The sequence below is a fragment of the Rhodopseudomonas rhenobacensis genome (assembly GCF_014203125.1).
Lineage (GTDB): Bacteria > Pseudomonadota > Alphaproteobacteria > Rhizobiales > Xanthobacteraceae > Rhodopseudomonas_A > Rhodopseudomonas_A rhenobacensis.
In genome coordinates this window covers 117,167-135,089 of record NZ_JACHIH010000008.1, presented here as the reverse complement: position 1 = coordinate 135,089, position 17,923 = coordinate 117,167, and the positions used below count along the sequence as shown (strand labels likewise).

The 17,923-nt window shown below is 65.7% G+C and carries 15 protein-coding genes; 8 read left to right on the top strand and 7 right to left on the bottom strand.

What is annotated here, in order from left to right; genetic code table 11:
* Positions 1-580 precede the first annotated feature (580 nt).
* Entirely contained in the window at positions 581-1,138 is a 558-nt protein-coding gene (locus tag HNR60_RS09190; RefSeq protein WP_184256622.1) for a LuxR C-terminal-related transcriptional regulator, read from the top strand.
* Between the two features lie 53 nt (positions 1,139-1,191).
* Here the strand turns inward: HNR60_RS09190 and HNR60_RS09185 are convergent, their stop codons facing one another.
* Positions 1,192-1,677, bottom strand: coding sequence for a MarR family winged helix-turn-helix transcriptional regulator (locus HNR60_RS09185; protein ID WP_184256621.1), 486 nt, complete (start codon positions 1,675-1,677; stop codon positions 1,192-1,194).
* 60 nt (positions 1,678-1,737) lie between these two features.
* Here HNR60_RS09185 and HNR60_RS09180 point away from each other — a divergent pair, with 60 nt between their 5' ends.
* The gene (locus HNR60_RS09180; RefSeq protein WP_184256619.1) at positions 1,738-2,700 is read left to right on the top strand and encodes a quinone oxidoreductase family protein; all 963 of its coding nucleotides are present in this window, start codon (positions 1,738-1,740) and stop codon (positions 2,698-2,700) included.
* A 32-nt stretch (positions 2,701-2,732) separates the two neighbouring features.
* Here HNR60_RS09180 and HNR60_RS09175 read toward each other — a convergent pair whose 3' ends face one another.
* A complete protein-coding gene (locus HNR60_RS09175; RefSeq protein WP_184256617.1) occupies positions 2,733-2,936 on the bottom strand; it encodes a hypothetical protein in 204 nt (67 codons plus the stop codon).
* A 273-nt stretch (positions 2,937-3,209) separates the two neighbouring features.
* Between HNR60_RS09175 and ybaK the strand changes: the two genes are divergently transcribed.
* The 5 genes from ybaK (at position 3,210) to HNR60_RS09150 (ending at position 7,522) form a co-directional block, all read left to right on the top strand.
* On the top strand, positions 3,210-3,683 hold the full coding sequence (gene ybaK, locus HNR60_RS09170) for a Cys-tRNA(Pro) deacylase (protein ID WP_184256615.1): 474 nt from the start codon (positions 3,210-3,212) through the stop codon (positions 3,681-3,683).
* Between the two features lie 106 nt (positions 3,684-3,789).
* Positions 3,790-4,101, top strand: a complete 312-nt coding sequence (locus HNR60_RS09165) for a hypothetical protein (RefSeq protein ID WP_184256613.1) — start codon at positions 3,790-3,792, stop codon at positions 4,099-4,101.
* A 293-nt stretch (positions 4,102-4,394) separates the two neighbouring features.
* Complete coding sequence (locus HNR60_RS09160; protein ID WP_184256611.1) at positions 4,395-4,883, top strand: GNAT family N-acetyltransferase; 489 nt, start codon at positions 4,395-4,397, stop codon at positions 4,881-4,883.
* Between the two features lie 246 nt (positions 4,884-5,129).
* Complete coding sequence (locus HNR60_RS09155) at positions 5,130-6,422, top strand: NAD(P)/FAD-dependent oxidoreductase (RefSeq protein ID WP_184256609.1); 1,293 nt, start codon at positions 5,130-5,132, stop codon at positions 6,420-6,422.
* Between the two features lie 167 nt (positions 6,423-6,589).
* A complete protein-coding gene (locus HNR60_RS09150; RefSeq protein WP_184256607.1) occupies positions 6,590-7,522 on the top strand; it encodes a DMT family transporter in 933 nt (310 codons plus the stop codon).
* Positions 7,523-7,689: 167 nt separating this feature from the next.
* On the opposite strand, the gene HNR60_RS09145 is transcribed toward HNR60_RS09150, so the two are convergent.
* The 3 genes from HNR60_RS09145 to mbfA all read right to left on the bottom strand — a co-directional run bounded on the left by HNR60_RS09145 (position 7,690) and on the right by mbfA (position 13,068).
* Positions 7,690-9,930, bottom strand: a complete 2,241-nt coding sequence (locus HNR60_RS09145) for a TonB-dependent siderophore receptor (protein ID WP_488266378.1) — start codon at positions 9,928-9,930, stop codon at positions 7,690-7,692.
* Positions 9,931-10,092: 162 nt separating this feature from the next.
* Complete coding sequence (locus tag HNR60_RS09140) at positions 10,093-11,772, bottom strand: methyl-accepting chemotaxis protein (protein WP_184256605.1); 1,680 nt, start codon at positions 11,770-11,772, stop codon at positions 10,093-10,095.
* Positions 11,773-12,096: 324 nt separating this feature from the next.
* Positions 12,097-13,068: an iron exporter MbfA gene (gene mbfA / locus HNR60_RS09135; protein WP_184256603.1), complete on the bottom strand. Its 972-nt coding sequence runs from the start codon at positions 13,066-13,068 to the stop codon at positions 12,097-12,099.
* Between the two features lie 160 nt (positions 13,069-13,228).
* Between mbfA and HNR60_RS09130 the strand changes: the two genes are divergently transcribed.
* Positions 13,229-14,584 carry an esterase-like activity of phytase family protein gene (locus HNR60_RS09130; protein ID WP_184256601.1) on the top strand — a complete coding sequence of 452 codons (1,356 nt, stop codon included), beginning with the start codon at positions 13,229-13,231 and terminating at the stop codon, positions 14,582-14,584.
* Positions 14,585-14,682: 98 nt separating this feature from the next.
* Here the strand turns inward: HNR60_RS09130 and serA are convergent, their stop codons facing one another.
* Positions 14,683-16,272, bottom strand: a complete 1,590-nt coding sequence (gene serA / locus HNR60_RS09125) for a phosphoglycerate dehydrogenase (protein ID WP_184256599.1) — start codon at positions 16,270-16,272, stop codon at positions 14,683-14,685.
* Positions 16,273-16,486: 214 nt separating this feature from the next.
* Positions 16,487-17,659 (bottom strand): phosphoserine transaminase, encoded by a 1,173-nt coding sequence (locus HNR60_RS09120; RefSeq protein ID WP_184256597.1) that lies wholly within the window; start codon positions 17,657-17,659, stop codon positions 16,487-16,489.
* Between the last annotated feature and the right edge of the window lie 264 nt (positions 17,660-17,923).

Genomic DNA, 17,923 nt, shown 5'->3' with positions numbered 1-17,923 from the left:
GAATCCCCTGCAAATCCACTCATGAGGCATGATTTGTTCGGAAAAACGGTCACCGCTTTTCCGCATCATGCGAGACGCCAAGCCAAAATACGGCCGCGGCCGCTCGCATGCGAGGCATCCCATCGGATAACGGATGCCGGCCGGCGACGCAAGCGGCAAGGCCCGGCAAAAGCCCTCCTGGCAATGCTCAAACCATTGATATCCCCCGAAAATCCGTGTGACGGGGGGCGACGCCCGCGCTGGCCGGAGCTTTCGCCGGGCTTGCCCTCCGGCGGCGGCTTCTGACCCGCCTGCGCCGAACCGACGCGCGCCGTGGGTGTCGCTCGCCAATCTCACCGAGGTCGAAATCCGCCGCGGTCGGCCGTTCACCGAACATCTGACGGCGGCCGGCCGGCGGCAGGTCTAGGTATTGGTACGCAGGTATTGGTACGCGGCGTAAAGTTAACACTCGTTGAGGATGCAGCCCGGCAATGTGACGGCACAGCGGATCGAAAAAAACACCGCTCTCGACCAGCATTGGCGGAGCCGCGCCGGGCATTCCGCCGATGTCCCTGAAGCCCGCGATCCTGGAGGCAGTGCCGTGCCGTTGAAGCGTCAGGAACTACCGGGCGGCGCCGCGCGTCTGCCGTCGGCTGCCAGCCAAACCGATGCGGCGATCGCCCAGCAACTGGCGGAGCCGCTGGCGGCCTTGCTGGTATTCATGCGCGAGCTGAAAAACGCAGCCGGCACCGATTGCGGCATCACGCCGGCCTTGGCCGGGACGCTGCTCGACGACGCGATGCGCGAAATGCAACAGGTCTGCGCGCTCGTCGAAGGCCTGCGCGCCAGGTCGGCAACGCCCGCCGATGCGGCGGCGGTCCCCCGCCAAGCCGACGGCGAAAGCGCCAGCGCCTGGTGGGCGCGCCGCCTCAACGCCGCCGGCGAAGCGCCGAGCGGTCACAGTCTGCGCCACCGGCTGACGCCGCGCGAACGCGAGGTGCTCAACCTGATCGGCAGCGGCGCGACCAACAAGGAAGGCGCGGCTGAACTCAATATCAGCCCGCGCACCTACGAGGCGCATCGCGCCCAGATCATGCGCAAGCTCGGCGCCCGCAACGCCGCGGACCTGTTGCGCAAGGTGCTGGCCGAGGTGGGCTAGACCGCCTGGCGCGCCGCAGGCCGGCTGGCGCGATCGCGCTCGGATTCGTTTGATCAGTCGGCCGGCGGATCGTGCGACACCGCATCGGCGAATTTTCGCATCAGGCGCACCAGTTCGTCGAGCTCGTGGGGCTCCCAGCTCTCGAACACCCCGCGGGCGATCCGTTCGCGGGCGCCGTCCACCAGTTCGGTCATCGCCTTGCCCTTCGCGGTGATCACCGCCTCGCGCACCCGGCGGTCCTCGGCATTATCCTGGCGTAGCACCAGACCGAGGCTTTCCAGCTTGGCGACCTGACGGCTCACCGTGGTGTAGTCGCGCCCGACCCGGTCGGCCAGGTCCACCACCCCGATCGGCCCGAACCGTTCGATCAGCACCAACAGCGGAAACAGCGCGCGATCGAGCGGAATGCCGGCGGCGCGGATCAGCAACTCGTCGCGCTGCGGCCGGTTCATCATCGCGGCGATGTCCAGCAGCGCGCCGTGCAGCACCCGCAGCTGCTTCGACATACGTGTATTTTGCACATTTTTTCTTGACGGCATTCCACCCCTCCGATATGTGTGCATTATGCACATAATCGCACACACCGAAAGGAAAACCCGATGAAAGCCGCAGTCATTTCGCGCGCCGGCGAAACGCCGGTGTTTGCTGATTTCAATGCGCCGCAGCCCGGCGAGGGCGAGAGCCTCATCACGGTGACGGCGGCTGCGATGAGCCATCTGGCCAAGGGCCGCGCCGCCGGCACGCATTACAGCGCCTCGGGCCGCTATCCGCTGGTGGTCGGCATCGACGGCGTCGGACGGCTGCAGGACGGCCGCCGCGTGTACTTCGTGCTGCCGCGGGCGCCGTTCGGCAGCATGGCGGAGCACACCGTGGTGCAGGCGACGCAATGCATCGCGCTGCCGGACGAGCTCGACGACGTCACCGCGGCGGCGCTGGCCAATCCCGGCATGTCGTCCTGGGCGGCGCTGAAAGAACGCGCCAGGCTGAAGCCCGGCGAGACCGTGCTGATCAACGGCGCCACCGGCACCTCGGGCCGGCTCGCGGTGCAGATCGCCAAACATCTCGGCGCCGGCAAGGTGATCGCCACCGGACGCGATGCCGAGGCGCTGCAGGCGCTCAGGGCGCTCGGCGCCGACGTGACGATTCCTCTGGTCGACGATCAACGCGAGATGGAAGCCGCCTTCAGCCAGCAATTCGCCGACGGCGTCGACGTGGTGCTGGACTATCTGTGGGGCACCAGCGCCGAACGGCTGCTGATCGCCGCGGCCAAGCTCGGCCAGGACGCGGTGCCGATCCGCTTCGTGCAGATCGGATCGCTGAGCGGCGCAGACATTGCCCTGCCCGGCGCCGTGCTGCGCTCCTCCGCGATCGAACTGATGGGCAGCGGGATCGGCAGCATCGCGCTCGATCGGCTGTTCGAGGCGGTGCGGCAGATGCTGCACGCCGCGGTGCCGATCGGGCTGAAGATCGCGGTGACGCCGGTGCCGCTGGCCGACGTCGAACGCGCCTGGTCGGCGGACGACAGCCGAAAGCGCACCGTGTTCACCATCGCCGCGCGTTGAACAACCGCCGGCCGATCAAGCTCCGGCGCGCCTCACATCACCCGGCAGGACGGCGGCACCCGCAGCACCACCAGGCATTTCACCGGACCGCAGCGCTCGCACAGATAGCCGTGCACGTCGAAATTGGCGTGCAACGGGTGCGGCGCAACTTCAGCCAGAATAGTGGGCGTATCACAGACCGGACAGGGGTGGCGTGGATCGGCTGACTTCGTCTTCGCCGCAGTTGCGCGTCGCATCAAGTCCTCCCTGGAAGTTCGGTGCGCCGCTTGTTCACCCGGGCATTCAGCAAGCCCCGAGGACTTGCCGCAGCGCGCTGGCGTTACGTTCAACCGAGTGGACCGTAGCAAACGGACCATGACGCCTGTGTAAAATCCGGGGATTAACTTGACTGTACAATATTGGCCAGTTCCGCTCGATTCGACCAGATTTGAACTTGGAACTTGCAGTTCCCTGCGCAATGACGTGACACCGCCATCGCTCCGGGCGGAACTAACAACAGGCATTTCCTCATGTCGAAGACCACCCGCGCCACCCAGGCGCTCGAAAAGCTCGGCGTCGGCTTCACGCTGCACTCCTACGATTACGACCCCGACGCCGACTCGATCGGGCTGCAGGCCGCCGCCGCGCTCGGCGCCGAGCCGCGCTGCGTGCTGAAGACGCTGATGGCCGAGGTCGACGGCAAGCCGGTCTGCGTGGTGGTGCCGTCGGACCGCGAAGTCAGCATGAAGAAACTCGCCCACGCCTTCGGCGGCAAGGCCGGCAAGATGATGAAGCCGGCGGATGCCGAGCGATTGACCGGCTACCACGTCGGCGGCATCTCGCCGTTCGGCCAGAAGAAGCGGGTGCCGACCGCGATCGAACAGGCCGCGCTCGCCGAGCCCGAGGTCTATCTCAACGGCGGCCAGCGCGGGCTGCAGATCCGGCTCGATCCCAACGCCGCGATGACCGCGCTCGGCGCGCTTGCGCGCGACCTGGTGGCGTGAGCGCGGACCGCGCCAGGAACCGCAGCCGCGCCGCCGGGTTGTCGCTCTGCCCTCACAGGCGCCGACAGAGCGCACGCAGAAGGGCGGGAAACCCTGGGAGAGACAGATGAAGAAAGCGATTCTTTGCGGCGCGGCACTGCTCGCGCTCGGCATCGGCAGCGCGCAGGCCGGCCCCTGCACCATCGGCGCCGACGGCAAGGCCAAGGACGCCGGCGCGGGGCCTACGGTCGGCAACACCGGCCAGGCGCCGCGCGCCGATGCGGCCTCCGGCTCCGAGCAGCACCCGCCGACCTCGACCATCGGCCGCGCCGCTACCGGCGGCCCGGCCTCGTCGGAAGACGCGCAGCGGCAGATGCAGGGCCAGCCCACCGCCGCGCAGCAGGCGCAAGGCGCCCAGCCGGTCGACCAGGGCTGCTAGGCGGCGAGCGACCAGCGGGCCTCACTCAAAGCGATAGAGTTCAGGCACCTGAATTCAACACGTCATGGCCGCGCTCGTCGCGGCCATCCACGCCCACGAGCAAGGAGCTACCTGTTTCCGTGGATGGCCGGGACAAGCCCGGCCATGACGCGGAGGCAAGTAGCCCTTTCAGATGGCACCCGCGGAGCGCGTAGCACTTAGCCTCCCCGCCCGTACCACTTAACCTCCGCCGCCCGCTTGCGCAGTTCCCAACTCGCACTAATCTTCGAGGGCTTGTCCGGGGGGCCTCGACCATGACCGCGAATGTCGATCCAGGGGGCTGCGTTGTCCGGCTTGGGCCTGCCGACGCCGATCGCTACAGTGATCATTTGATGCGGCTCGACCAAGCCGCGCGGCGGATGCGGTTCTTCGACGACGTGCCGGATTTTCAGGTCCTGCTGCACGCCGGCGCGGCGCTCGCCGACGGCCGGGTGGTGATCGGTTATCTGGCGGACGGCGAAATCCGCGGCGGCTGCGAATTGCTGCTTCGCGATCCGCAGCAGCACGCCGCCGAGGCCGCATTCAGCGTCGAGGCGGAGTTTCGCCGCCGGGGTATCGGCGGCCGGCTGATGGCGGCGATGATCGCCGAGGCGCACCGGCTCGGCCTCCGCCGCATCGAAATGTCCTGCCTGAAATCCAACCTGCCGATGCAGGCCTTGGCGGCGCGCTTCACCAGCGACCTGCGCCAGGACGGCGAGACCACGCTGGCGGTGCTCGCCAACGACGCCGCGCTGCCGGGTTGACGCCCCGATCAGGCGAGTTGACAAGCCGATGCGCGCGGTCTTATATATTCATATCTTCAAATAAACGAATATACGAAATTAAGCGGCCCCCGGCCGGCGAGGATCGCGCTCCCGCCGGGCGGCAAAAGTCTCCGCAGGCCGAAACGGCCGCGGCCCCGCAGACAACAACAATCATCGGCAACTGCGGCCCACCGGAGGAAACAGCGTCGCGACCGCAGCGGTCGTGGCCGAAACGGAGGACAGGCGATGGCCAACATCGTGATTCTGGGCGCCGGGCTCGGCGGCGTCATCATGGCCTACGAGATCAAGGATCAGCTCGGGCTGCACGACACCGTCACCGTGGTCACCAAGGATCCGATCTATCACTTCGTGCCGTCGAACCCCTGGGTGGCGGTGAAGTGGCGCACCAGAGAGTCGGTGCAGATCGATCTGGCGCCGGTGTTCGAACGCCGCGGCATCAATTACAGGCCGGTGCCGGCCACCCGGCTCGATCCCGACAACAACCGCATCGAGCTCGCCGACGGCTCGTCGGTGAGCTACGACGTGCTGATCATCGCCACCGGCCCGGAGCTCGCCTTCGACGAGATCGAAGGGCTCGGCCCCGACGGCTACACCGCCTCGATCTGCCACGTCGACCACGCCAGCAAGGCCGCCGACGCCTTCGAGGCGTTCTGCAGCAAGCCCGGCCCGATCGTGGTCGGCGCCGTGCAAGGCGCCTCCTGCTTCGGCCCGGCCTACGAGTTCACCTTCATCCTCGACACCGAGCTGCGCCGCCGCAAGATCCGCGACCAGGTGCCGATGACCTTCATTACGCCTGAGCCCTATGTCGGGCATCTCGGGCTCGACGGCGTCGGCGACACCAAGGGGCTGCTCGAAGCCGAGATGCGCCAGCACCACATCAAGTTCATCACCAACAGCCGCGTCGCCCGGGTCGAGCCCGGCAAGATCATCGTCGAGGAAATCGCCGACGACGGCGCGGTGAAGAAGACCAGCGAACTGCCGTTCGGCTATTCGATGCTGATCCCCGGGTTCCGCGGCATCGCGCCGTTGCGCGGCATCGACGGCCTGGTCAATCCGCGCGGCTTCGTCCTGATCGACAAGCACCAGCGCAACCCGAAATATCGCAACGTGTTCGCCGTCGGGGTCTGCGTCGCGATCCCGCCGACCGGGCCGACCCCGGTGCCGTGCGGCGTGCCGAAGACCGGCTTCATGATCGAATCGATGGTCACCGCCACCGCGCACAACATCCGGCAGATGCTCGACGGCCAACAGCCGACCCACCAGGCGACCTGGAACGCAGTGTGCCTGGCGGATTTCGGCGATTCCGGCGTCGCCTTCGTGGCGCAGCCGCAGCTGCCGCCGCGCAACGTCAACTGGTCGGCCTCCGGGGTCTGGGTGCACAACGCCAAGATCGCGTTTGAGAAGTATTTCATGCGCAAGATGAGCCGCGGCGAGAGCGAGCCGTTCTACGAGAAGGCGATGCTCGACATCCTCGGCATCGGCAAACTGAAGAAGACCGAACAGAGCGAGGTCGGCTGACCGGGGCCGCGTGGCCGATGCGCGAATCGCAATGCCGCCGGGCCATGCGGCGGACGGCATTGTGATTGCCGCAGAAATCCGTATTGCTGGCGGCAAATTCAGGGAGGCGGCGTGCACGGATGCGGTTTGGCGCAGAGGTGCGGCCGCGCCAGCAGTCCAGGCCTCGCATGACCCCGTCGCATCCGCCCGCCAAGCCCCACCGTTTTGCGTGGCTGTCCGATCAACCCTATCTGCTGCTCAGCCTGACGCCGGCGTTCTGGGCCGGCAACGCCATCGTCGGCCGCGCCGCCGCCGGGCATTTCCCGCCGGTGACGCTGTCGTTCCTGCGCTGGGCGGTGGCGTTCCTGATCGTGCTGCCGTTCGCCTGGCCGCATCTGAAGCGCGACTGGCACGAGATCCGCCGAAGCCTCGGCCTGATGATCGCGATCTCGGTGATCGGCATCTCGGCGTTCAACACGCTGCAATACACCGCGCTGGAATACACCACGGCGCTGAACATCCTGCTGCTGCAATCCACCGGGCCGCTGTTCGTGGCGATCTGGTCGCTGATCGTTCTGGGCGTGCGGCTGACGCTGGCGCAGGCGCTGGGCGTATTGGTGTCGATGCTCGGCGTCGTCGTGATCCTGCTGCACGGCGATCTGCGCCAGCTCGCCGACATCGATCTCAACCGCGGCGATCTATTCTTCATCATCGCGATGGCGCTGTTCGGGCTGTATTCGGCGCTGTCGCAGCGGCGGCCGACGATCCACGGCATGTCGTTCCTGGCCTTCACCTTCGGCTGCGGCGCGCTGTTCCTGGTGCCGCTGTTGGTCTGGGAATTGGCGCTGCGGCCGGCGCCGCAGCTCACGCTCGGCAATCTCGCCTCGCTCGGCTACGTCGCGGTGTTCCCGTCGATCCTGGCCTACCTCTGCTACAACCGCGGCATCGAACTGATCGGCGCCAACCGCGCCGCGCCGTTCTTTCACCTGATCCCGGTGTTCGGCTCGGCGATGGCGATCGGCTTCCTCGGCGAACGGCCGCAGCTGTATCACGGCTTCGGCTACGCGCTGGTGCTGGCGGGGGTCTATGTGGCGGCGAGGAAGCCGAAGGCGGCGGGATAACAGAAGCGTGCCCCGGACGCGGTGCAACGCGCCGCATTTGCGGCGTGGTGCGCTGCGAGCCGGGGCCGTTACGGATGCTGCCCTTGGTACGGTCCCGGTTCTGCGGCGCAGCGCCAGAGGCGCTGCTCCTTGCCCGGGACACCAGCCCGCGTTCATCCCCCTCGCCCTCACCATTTGTAGCCGAGGCTCGCCACCGCGCGGCGGCGGTCGCCGTAGAAGCAGGCGGTGACGGTCTGGCAGGTGCCGACATAGACCTCGTCGGAGATGTTGGTGACGTTGAGCGCCAGCCGCCAGTTCTGCCACTGGTAGTGGATCGCGGCGTCGCCGAGCACATAGGCCGGCACCGTCAGCGTGTTGGCGGTGTCGGCGAACGACATCCCGACATAGCGCACGCCGCCGCCGAAGCCGAACCCGGCGAGCGGGCCGGATTGGAACGTGTAGTCGCCCCAGGCGGACGCGAGCTGCCGCGGCGTGTTGGTCGGCACCGTGCCGATCAGCGAGGAATCCAGATTCTTGCTGACGAAGATGTTGTAGGTGGTGAACGAGCCGGTAACCTTGAAGCCCGGCATCAGATTGGCGACGGCTTCGAGCTCCAGCCCGCGCGAGGTGACCTCGCCGGTCTGGATCGACTGCAGCGCGTTGTTCGGATCAGTGGTGAGCACGTTCTGCCGCTTCAGGTCGAACAGCGCGACGCCGAAATGGCCGTCGAAACCGTTCGGCTGAAACTTGACGCCGACCTCGGTCTGCTTGCCGGTCTCCGGCAGATAAAGCTGGTTCAGCACGAAATTGGTGCCGACGATCGGGTTGAAGCTGGTGGCATAGGACACGTAAGGCGCCAGCCCGTTGTCGAAATTGTAGATCAGCCCGGCGCGGCCGGAGAACTTGCTGTCGTCGCGCGAGAGACTCGCGCCGATGTGGTTGTCGTTGTCGGTCTTGACCCAATCATTACGGCCGCTCAGCACCAGCGTGAGCCGGCCGAGCCGGATCTGGTCCTGCAGATAGGTGCCGAGCTGCTTTTGCGTGAACGTAGCGTCCTGATATGGCGTGCCGCTGAATTGCGCGGTCGGCGTGTAGACCGGATTGACCAGGTTGAGCGAATTCGCCATCGCAAAACCCTGAATGTCGTCGAGGCTGTAATGTTTCAGATCGAGGCCGAACAGCGCGGTGTGGCTGAGAACCCCGGTGTTGAAGCGATATTCCAGCTGGTTGTCGAGATTGGCCTGATCGGCGACGTTGTGGGCATAGAAATTGCCGCGCATCAGATCGCCGGCGGCCGCGGTGGTGGCGTAGCCGAAGCCGTAGAGGCCGCTGACGGTGTTGTCGAGATGGGCGTAGCGCGCGTTCTGCCGGAACGTGACGCTGTCCGAAACATTGCGCTCGAACTGATAGCCGATCATCTCCTGTTCGCGGGTCCACTTGTCGTTGGAGGGCTCGCCGGTGAACAGGCTGGTGCGGATCCGGCCATAGGGCGCGTCAACCACGCTGCCGACATAGGGCAGGAAGTTCGAACTGTTGGTCTCGGTCTTGGTCGCCGAGGCCAGCACCGTGAACGAGGTGTCGGCGTCCGGCTTCCAGGTCAGCGACGGCGCGATGAAATAGCTGTCGTCCTTGACGTAGTCGGTCTGGGTGTCGCCGGCCTTGGCCTGGCCGACCACGCGATACAACACTTGTCCGTTCCCCGGCGCGGTGGCGATCGGGCCGCCGACGTCGAAACTGACATAGCGGTTGCCGTAATTGTTGACCCCGGTTTCGATGTAGCGGATCGGCTCCGCCGGCGGCATCTTGCTGACGACGTTGACGAGGCCGGCCGGGCTGCTGCCGCCATACAGCACCGCGGAGGGGCCGCGCAGCACCTCGATGCGCTCGATATTGGCCGGCGGAATCTTCCACGTCGCATAGGACGTCGAGAACAGCTGCAGGCCGTCGAGGAAGAAGCTGTCGGGATTGGCCTGGAAGCCGCGGATCAGGAACCAGTCGGCGCGGGTGTCGGTGCCGAAGTAGCCGCCGAGAATGCCGGGCGTGTAGCGCAGCACCTCGTCGAGCTTGCCGGGCTGCTGGTCGCGGATCTGTTCGGCGCCGATCACCGAGACCGATTGCGGCGTCTGGTTGATCGCGGTGTTGGTTTTGGTGCCGACCATCGAACGGTTGGCGACGTAGCCCACGATCGGTCCGCGCGGATTCTCGACGAAATTCTGCACCGGCTTCGATTGCGGCGCGCGCGCCGCGGCCGCCGGCGCAGCGCGAACGCGGCGCGTTGCGGCCGGTGCCGCGCGACGCAGCTTCGGCGAATTCACCACCACCGGCGGCAATGCGGATTCGCCGGCAATTGTTGCTGAAGATTGCTGCGCCGACACGTTGGTCGACATCAAGCCGAGCGCAAGCGCGCCCGAGGCGACAGATAAACCCAATGCAAAAAGATGCTTCGACACAACACGTCCCCCGATCTGACGTCTCGTCAGCAGAGGTGACGCGACAGTTCAATGACGGGGGCGTGCTTACGCGCGTACCAATTCAGGCGCCAATAGAACTCCTCTTAGAAGCGCTCCAACGATACAACCCGGTCGCGGTTGCTAGCTGCCGATGCTGGCGGCTTCGGCGGCGGCGCGCTGCATGCTCGACGACATTTCGTTGGTGACGGTGCTTTGTTCCTCGACCGCCGCCGCGGTGGAGCTGACATATTCGCTGACGTTCTGGATTTCCACCTTGATGGCCAACAGCGCCGCGACAACGTCGACCGAGATGCCGTTCAGGCCGGCGATCTCGCTGCCGATTCTGTCGGTGGCCTGCTTGGCCTGATTGGCGAGGCTCTTCACTTCGGAGGCGACCACCGCGAAGCCGCGGCCGGCCTCCCCGGCGCGCGCGGATTCGATCGTGGCGTTGAGCGCCAACAGGTTGATCTGGCCGGTGATGTTGCCGATCAGATCGACGATGCCGCCCATCGACTGCGCCGCTAGCGTCAGCCGCTGCGCCTGGCCGTCGGCGATCTCGACCTTGCCGACCGCAGAACCCGCAGTGTCCTTCGACTTGGTCATGGCTTCGGAGATTTCCCGCACCGAGGCGTTCAATTCTTCGGCGCCCGCCGCCACCGTCTCCATCATGCCGCGGACCCGCTCGCTCTTCATCCGTGCGATCACCTGCGCGGTGGTGTCGGTGGCGTATTTGACGACCTTGAACGGCTTGCCGTTGAGATCGAGGATCGGATTGTAGGAGGCCTGAATCCAGACCTCGCGGCCGCCCTTGCCGAGCCGCATGTATTCGGCGGCCTGGAACTCGCCACGATTGAGCGCGGCCCAGAATTCGCGATAGGCGGCGCCGTCGCGCTCGCTCGGACTGACGAACATCGAATGGTGGCGGCCCTTGATCTCGGACAGCGTGTAGCCCAGCGCATGCAGGAAATTGTCGTTGGCGGTGAGAATGGTGCCGTCCATCGCGAATTCGATCACCGCCTGGGACTTGCCGATCGCTTCGACCTGGCCGGCGAGGTCGGCGAAGCGCAGCTTCTGCGCGGTGACGTCGGTGGCGAATTTCACCACCTTCAGCGGCTTTCCGTTGTCGTCGAGAATCGGATTGTAGGTCGCGAGAATCCAGACTTCCTTGCCGCCCTTGCCGATCCGCTTGTATTCCGCCGCCTGAAACTCGCCGCGATTGAGCGCGGCCCAGAATTCGCGATAGCCGGCACCGCCGCGCTCCTGCGGCTCGACGAACATGCTGTGGTGCTTGCCCTGGATTTCCGCGAGCGTGTAGCCGAGCGCCTTGAGGAAATTGTCGTTGGCGGTGAGGATGGTGCCGTCGAGATCGAACTCGATCACCGCCTGCGCGCGCTGGATCGCCGCGATCTTGCCGGCGGCTTCCATGTTGCGCAGCTTTTGCGCGGTGATGTCGGTCGCGAATTTGATGACCTTCGTCACCTTGCCGGCATCGTCGAGGATCGGATTGTAGGAAGCCTGGATCCAGACTTCCTTGCCGCCCTTGCCGATGCGCTTGTATTCCGCCGCCTGAAACTCGCCGCGATTGAGCGCCGCCCAGAACTCGCGATAGCCGGCGCTGTCGCGCATCGCCGGCTCGACGAACATGCTGTGCGGCTTGCCCTGGATCTCGGCCAGCGTGTAGCCGAGCGCGGTGAGGAAATTCTGGTTGGCGGTGAGGACTTTGCCATCGGTGGAAAACTCGATGATGCCCTGCGAGCGGCCGAGCGCTTCAATCTGGGCCATGGCGTTGGTCGCGTCGGAGCTGCGTTGCCAGAACGTCATGAGTATCCTCTTTGATTGAAGGGAGATGTGCAGGGCGGCTCGCGGTCGTCCACTGCCGCGTCGTTGGCTGACGTGGTGCAATTGGATTGCTATCAGGGCAGCTGACCTATATTGGTTGCGAACTGTTAGCAGACGCTTAAGACGGAACATCGTGGATGATACGCAGGAACCTCCGGTTGCATTTGCGCGTCGCTATCGCAATCAACGGGAAGTAACTGGACGCGCCACGCGCCGCAAAGCCGCCGGCAAACCGGCCTCAGAGCCGTAGCTTCGGCAGCTTCGATTTAACTGTTCGACGGCGGGCCGCGTGCTGGGCGGCCGCCGCTAAGCGCCGCCGATCAGGATGCCGACCGCGAGCACGATGACGCCGCCGAGCACGATCTGGAACACCGCCTGCAGGAACGGGGTGTCCATGTAGCGGGCGCGGATATAGGCGATCGCCCACAATTCGATGAACACCACGAAGCCGGCGATCGCGGTGGCGATCCAGAACGCGTTGGCCCAGCTGTCGGGAACGAGATAAGGCAGCGTGTGGCCGAGCCCGCCGACCGTGGTCATCAAGCCGCAGATGCCGCCGCGCAGCCAGGGCGAACCGCGGCCGGTCATCGAGCCGTCGTCCGACAAGGCTTCGGCGAAGCCCATCGAAATGCCGGCGCCGATCGAGGCGGCAAGCCCGACCAGGAAGGTCTGCCAGTTCTGGTGGGTGGCGAACGCCGCGGCGAACAGCGGCGCCAGCGTCGACACCGAACCGTCCATCAGGCCGGCGAGACCGGGCTGAACGTATTGCAGCACGAACATCCGTCGCCGCGTCTTGTCCTCCTCGCCGCGCACGCCGGCGGTGAGGATGGTCTCCGACAACTTGGCCGCGAGTTGCTCGTGCCCCTTCTCGATTTCGGCGAGATCGGACAACAGCCGGCGGACGCCGGTGTCGGTGGTCTGCTCGGCGGCCTTGGCGTAGAACCGTTCGGCCTCGAACTCCATGGTCTCCGCTTCCTTGCGGATGGTGTCGAGCGCCAGGTTGCGGGTCAGCCAGATCGGCCGGCGGCGGATGAAGCCCTTGACGTCCTGGCGGCGGATCGGCGGCAGATTGGGGCCGAAGCGCTGCTCGTAGAGCTTGAGCAGCAGGTGGCGATGGCCCTTTTCCTGCTCGGCCATCTCGGTGAACACCTTGGCGGAGTCCGGATAGCGCTCGGCGAGGTCCTCGGCGAAGGCCAGATAGATCCGGCTGTCCTCTTCTTCGCCGGCGATCGCCACGGCGAGAATTTCGCGCTCGGTCAGTTCCGCAAAGGCCTTCATCGGTCGTCCAATCTTAGAATTATTCTAATCCGTTTAGTCCGGCCGGTCGGCGCTGTCAAAAGCCCGCCTTCGAGGTGTCATGGCTGTTTCACCGAACCGTCAGCCTTCTGTGATCGCGGAGCGGCACAACGGCGGCCTGATCAATCACAGGAGAATTTCGATGCGCGCCCACCTGCTCTGTTCCGTCGCCGCTCTGGTGCTCGGCGTCACCGCCGCCGCAGCACAAACCGAAGGCGAATTCCCGGCGACGCTGGCCGGCCACGCCGTGCTGCCGGCGCAGAGCTTCATCGACGCGCCGAAGGACGCGCCCGAGGACCTCAAGACCTCCGGCAAATACACCACCGGCAAGCGCGTCGACGCGCTGGGCTCGGTGATGGGCAAGTCCTACGAGCGGCCGACCGGGGTGTCGCTGCCGTTCAAGGGCCAGCCGCTGCAGGGCCATTCCGGCATCAAGCTGATGCCCGACGGCTCGTTCTGGGTGCTGACCGACAACGGCATGGGCTCGCGCTACAATTCGGCGGATTCGATGCTGTATCTCAACCGCCACAAGATCGACTGGGCGAGCGGCAAGATCGAGCGGCAGGAAACCATCTTCCTGCACGACCCCGACAAGAAGGTGCCGTTCCGCATCGTCCACGAGGACACCGCCAAGCGCTATCTGACAGGTGCTGATTTCGACACCGAGGGCTTCCAGATCATCGGCGACAATTTCTGGATCGGCGACGAGTTCGGCCCCTACATCCTGAAGACCGACAAGACCGGCAAGGTGCTGGCGGTGTTCGAGACGCTGGCCGACGGCAAGCCGGTGAAATCGCCCGACCATTGGTCGGTGCAGTCGCCGGGCGCGCCGGGCGCCAGCTACACCGGCGTCAATCTGCGCCGCTCCAAGGGCTACGAGGGCTTCGCCGCCTCGAAGGACGGCAAGTTTCTCTATGGCCTGCTGGAAGGCCCGTTGTGGGACGCCGACAAGAAGGACTGGGAAAAGGTCGACGGCGTGGAAGCCTCGCGGATTCTCGAATTCGACGTCGCCGCGGAGAAATTCACCGGCCGCTCCTGGCAATACGTGTTCGAGCAGACCGGCAACGCGATCGGCGACTTCAACATGATCGACGCCACCCACGGCCTGATCATCGAGCGCGACAACGGCGAAGGCACCAAGGACAAGGCCTGCGCCGAGGGACAGCGCGGCAGCGATTGCTTCGCGGATCTCGCCAAGTTCAAGCGCGTGGTGAAGATCGAACTCTCCGACGCCAATGTCGGCAAGCCGGTGCGCAAGGTCGGCTATATCGACCTGATGAAGATCCGCGACCCCAACCACAAGGCGCGGAAGCCGCTGAACGACGGCGTCTTGACCTTCCCGTTCTTCACCATCGAGAACGTCGACAAGGTCGACGACACCCACATCATCGTCGGCAACGACAACAACCTGCCGTTCTCCTCCAGCCGCGATCCCAACAAGGCCGACGACAACGAGTTCGTGCTGCTCGAGGTCGGGGATTTCCTGAAGGCGAAGTAAGCGCGAGCCACCCGCGCAACAAAAAGCCCCTCCCCCGCGATGGGGAAGGGGCTTGTCATTGACGCGCGCTGGAAACACCAGCGCGAGGTCACGGTTGGTTAGAACACCAGCGCTTTGGCCTGCTTGACCTGCGGCAGCGCCTGCACCTTGGCGATCACTTCGGCCGGCACCGCGCCGTCGACTTCGACCAGCGCGATGGCGTCGCCGCCTTGGGCGTGACGGCCGAGATTGAAGGTGGCGATGTTGATCTTGGCGTCGCCCAACAGGCTCGCGAACTTGCCGATGAAGCCCGGCTTGTCCTCGTTGGTGACGTAGATCATCGACTTGCCGAATTCGGCGTCGACCCGGATGCCCTTGATGTCGACCAGCCGCGGATGGCCGTCGGCGAACACCGTGCCGGACACCGAGCGCTTCATGTCGGCGGTGGTGACGGTGACGGTGATCAGGCTCTCGTAGTCGCTCTCGGCGGCGCGAACCACCTCGTCGACCACCATGCCGCGCTCCTTGGCGACGACCGGGGCGGACACCACGTTGACATCGCCGAGCATCGGCCGCAGCAGGCCGGAGAGCGCCGCCGAGGTCAGCGCCTTGATCTTCATCTCGGCCACCGCGCCCTCATAGGTGATGGTCACCTTGGAGATGCCGCTCTCGGTGAGTTGGCCGGCGAACGAGCCGAGCTTTTCGGCGAGCTCGATGAACGGCTTCAGCTTCGGGGCTTCTTCCGCGGTGATCGAGGGGAAGTTGACCGCGTTGGAGATCGCGCCGGTCAACAGATAGTCGGACATTTGCTCTGCGACCTGCAGCGCGACGTTCTCCTGGGCTTCGGTGGTGGAGGCGCCGAGATGCGGGGTGCAGATCACGTTGGGGTGGCCGAACAGCACGTTCTTGGTGGCGGGCTCCTCGACGAACACGTCGAAGGCGGCGCCGGCGACCTGCTTGGAGTTCAAAGCATCGACCAGCGCCTGCTCGTCGACCAGACCGCCGCGGGCGCAGTTGATGATGCGCACGCCCTTCTTCATCTTCGCAATGGCGGCGGCGTCGATGATGTTCTTGGTCTTGTCGGTGAGCGGGGTGTGCAGCGTGATGAAGTCGGCGCGCTTGAACAGGTCCTCAAGCTCGACCTTCTCGACGCCGAGGTCCTTGGCGCGCTCCGGCGACAGGAACGGATCGAACGCGATCACCTTCATCTTCAGGCCGAGCGCGCGGTCGGCGACGATCGAGCCGATGTTGCCGCAGCCGATCACACCGAGCGTCTTGGCGGTGATCTCGACGCCCATGAAGCGGTTCTTCTCCCACTTGCCGGCCTGGGTCGAGGCGTCGGCCGCCGGGATCTCGCGGGCCAGCGACAACATCAAGGTAATCGCGTGCTCGGCGGTGGTGATCGAATTGCCGAACGGCGTGTTCATCACGATGATGCCCTTCGCCGTGGCGGCGGGGATCTCGACGTTATCGACGCCGATGCCGGCGCGGCCGATCACCTTCAGCCGGGTGGCCTTCTCCAGGATCTTCGCGGTGGCCTTGGTGGCCGAGCGGATGGCGAGGCCGTCATAATTGCCGATGATCTCGGCGAGCTTCTCTTTGTCCTTGCCGAGCGCCGGCTGGAAGTCGACGTCGATGCCGCGATCCTTGAAGATCTGCACGGCGGCGGGGGACAGGGCGTCGGAAATGAGGACTTTGGGTGCGGTCATGTGCGTGTTCCTGAATGAATGGGAGGCTGTGCAACAGTCGCAGCGCGCTCCCTCGCCCCGCTCTTGCGGGGAGAGGGTTGGGGTGAGGGGCCGCTGACGACCCGCGAATGCTTGAGGTGAGTTGAGCGCAGTGCCTGGCCCCTCACCCGCCCGGCTTCGCTGCGCTACGCCGGGCGACCTCTCCCCGCGAAGAGCGGGGAGAGGTGAAGAAAGCTCAGGCCGCCTTGGGCAGCGCCGCCTTGGTGGTTTCGAACGCCCAGTCGAGCCATTCAGTTAGCTTGGCGACGTCGGCGGCTTCCACCGTGGCGCCGCACCAGATCCGCAGGCCGGGAGGGGCGTCGCGATAGGCGCCGAGATCGAAGCCGGCGGCTTCCTTCTCGACCGCGCCGACCAGCGCCTTGGCGAACGCCGCCTGGGCATCGGCCGGAAGCGCTGTGATCGCCGGGTCCACCACCTTCATGCAGACCGAAGTGTTGGAGCGGATCGCTACGTCAGTGGCGAGGAAATCCACCCACGGGGTCTTGGCCTTCCAGTCCGCCAGAACCTTGGTGTTGGCGTCGGCGCGCCCGATCAGGCCCTTGAGGCCGCCGACCGACTTCGCCCAGGTCAGCGCGTCGAGATAGTCTTCGACACACAGCATCGACGGGGTGTTGATGGTCTCGCCCTGGAAGATGCCCTCGATCAGCTTGCCGCCCTTGGTCATGCGGAAGATTTTCGGCATCGGCCAGGAAGGCGTGTAGCTCTCGAGACGAGCAACGGCGCGCGGGCTGAGGATCAGCATGCCATGCGCAGCCTCGCCGCCCAGCGCCTTCTGCCAGGAGAAGGTGACGACGTCGAGCTTGGCCCAATCCAGCGGCTGCGCGAACGCGGCCGAGGTGGCGTCGCAGATGGTCAGGCCTTCACGGTCGGCCGCGATCCAGTCGGCGTTGGGCACGCGCACGCCGGAGGTGGTGCCGTTCCAGGTGAAGACGATGTCGGAGGCCGGATCGGCCTTGGCGAGATCCGGGATTTCGCCGTAGCCGGCGCTGAGCTTGGTGACGTCCTTCAGCTTCAGCTGCTTGACGATGTCGGTGACCCAGCCGTCGCCGAACGATTCCCAGGCGATGGTGGTGACCGGACGCGGGCCCAAGAGCGACCACAGCGCCATTTCGACGGCGCCGGTGTCGGACGCCGGCACGATGCCGATCTTGTAGTCGGCCGGCACGTCGAGCACCTCACGGGTGAGGTCGATCGCAAGCTTCAGCTTGGCCTTGCCGACCTTCGCGCGATGCGAGCGGCCGAGCGGCGCGTCCTTGAGATTTTCGGGGGTCCAGCCGGGCCGTTTGGCACAGGGGCCGGAAGAGAAATTGGGGGTAGTGGGCCGCAATGCGGGCTTCGCAACAGTCATAGTCTATCCTTCCAGATAGCAGCCTCTCGGTGGGGAGAGGTTTCCCGCCGCTGGGGATAGTCCAATCGCCTCGAAAGTCAAGGATGATTGCGCCGCGCCGCGGCCTCGCACGGCTAGACTTTCGATGGCATCGCAATCCAACGCCACGATGGCGAGGCCGGAGGGACCGCACCCGGCCGAGCTAGCGCGGCGGATACAGCCCGCTGGAAATCCAGAGCCGAAGCTCGTTGGACGACGCCGCCGCGCTGGCGTGGCTTGCCCGTT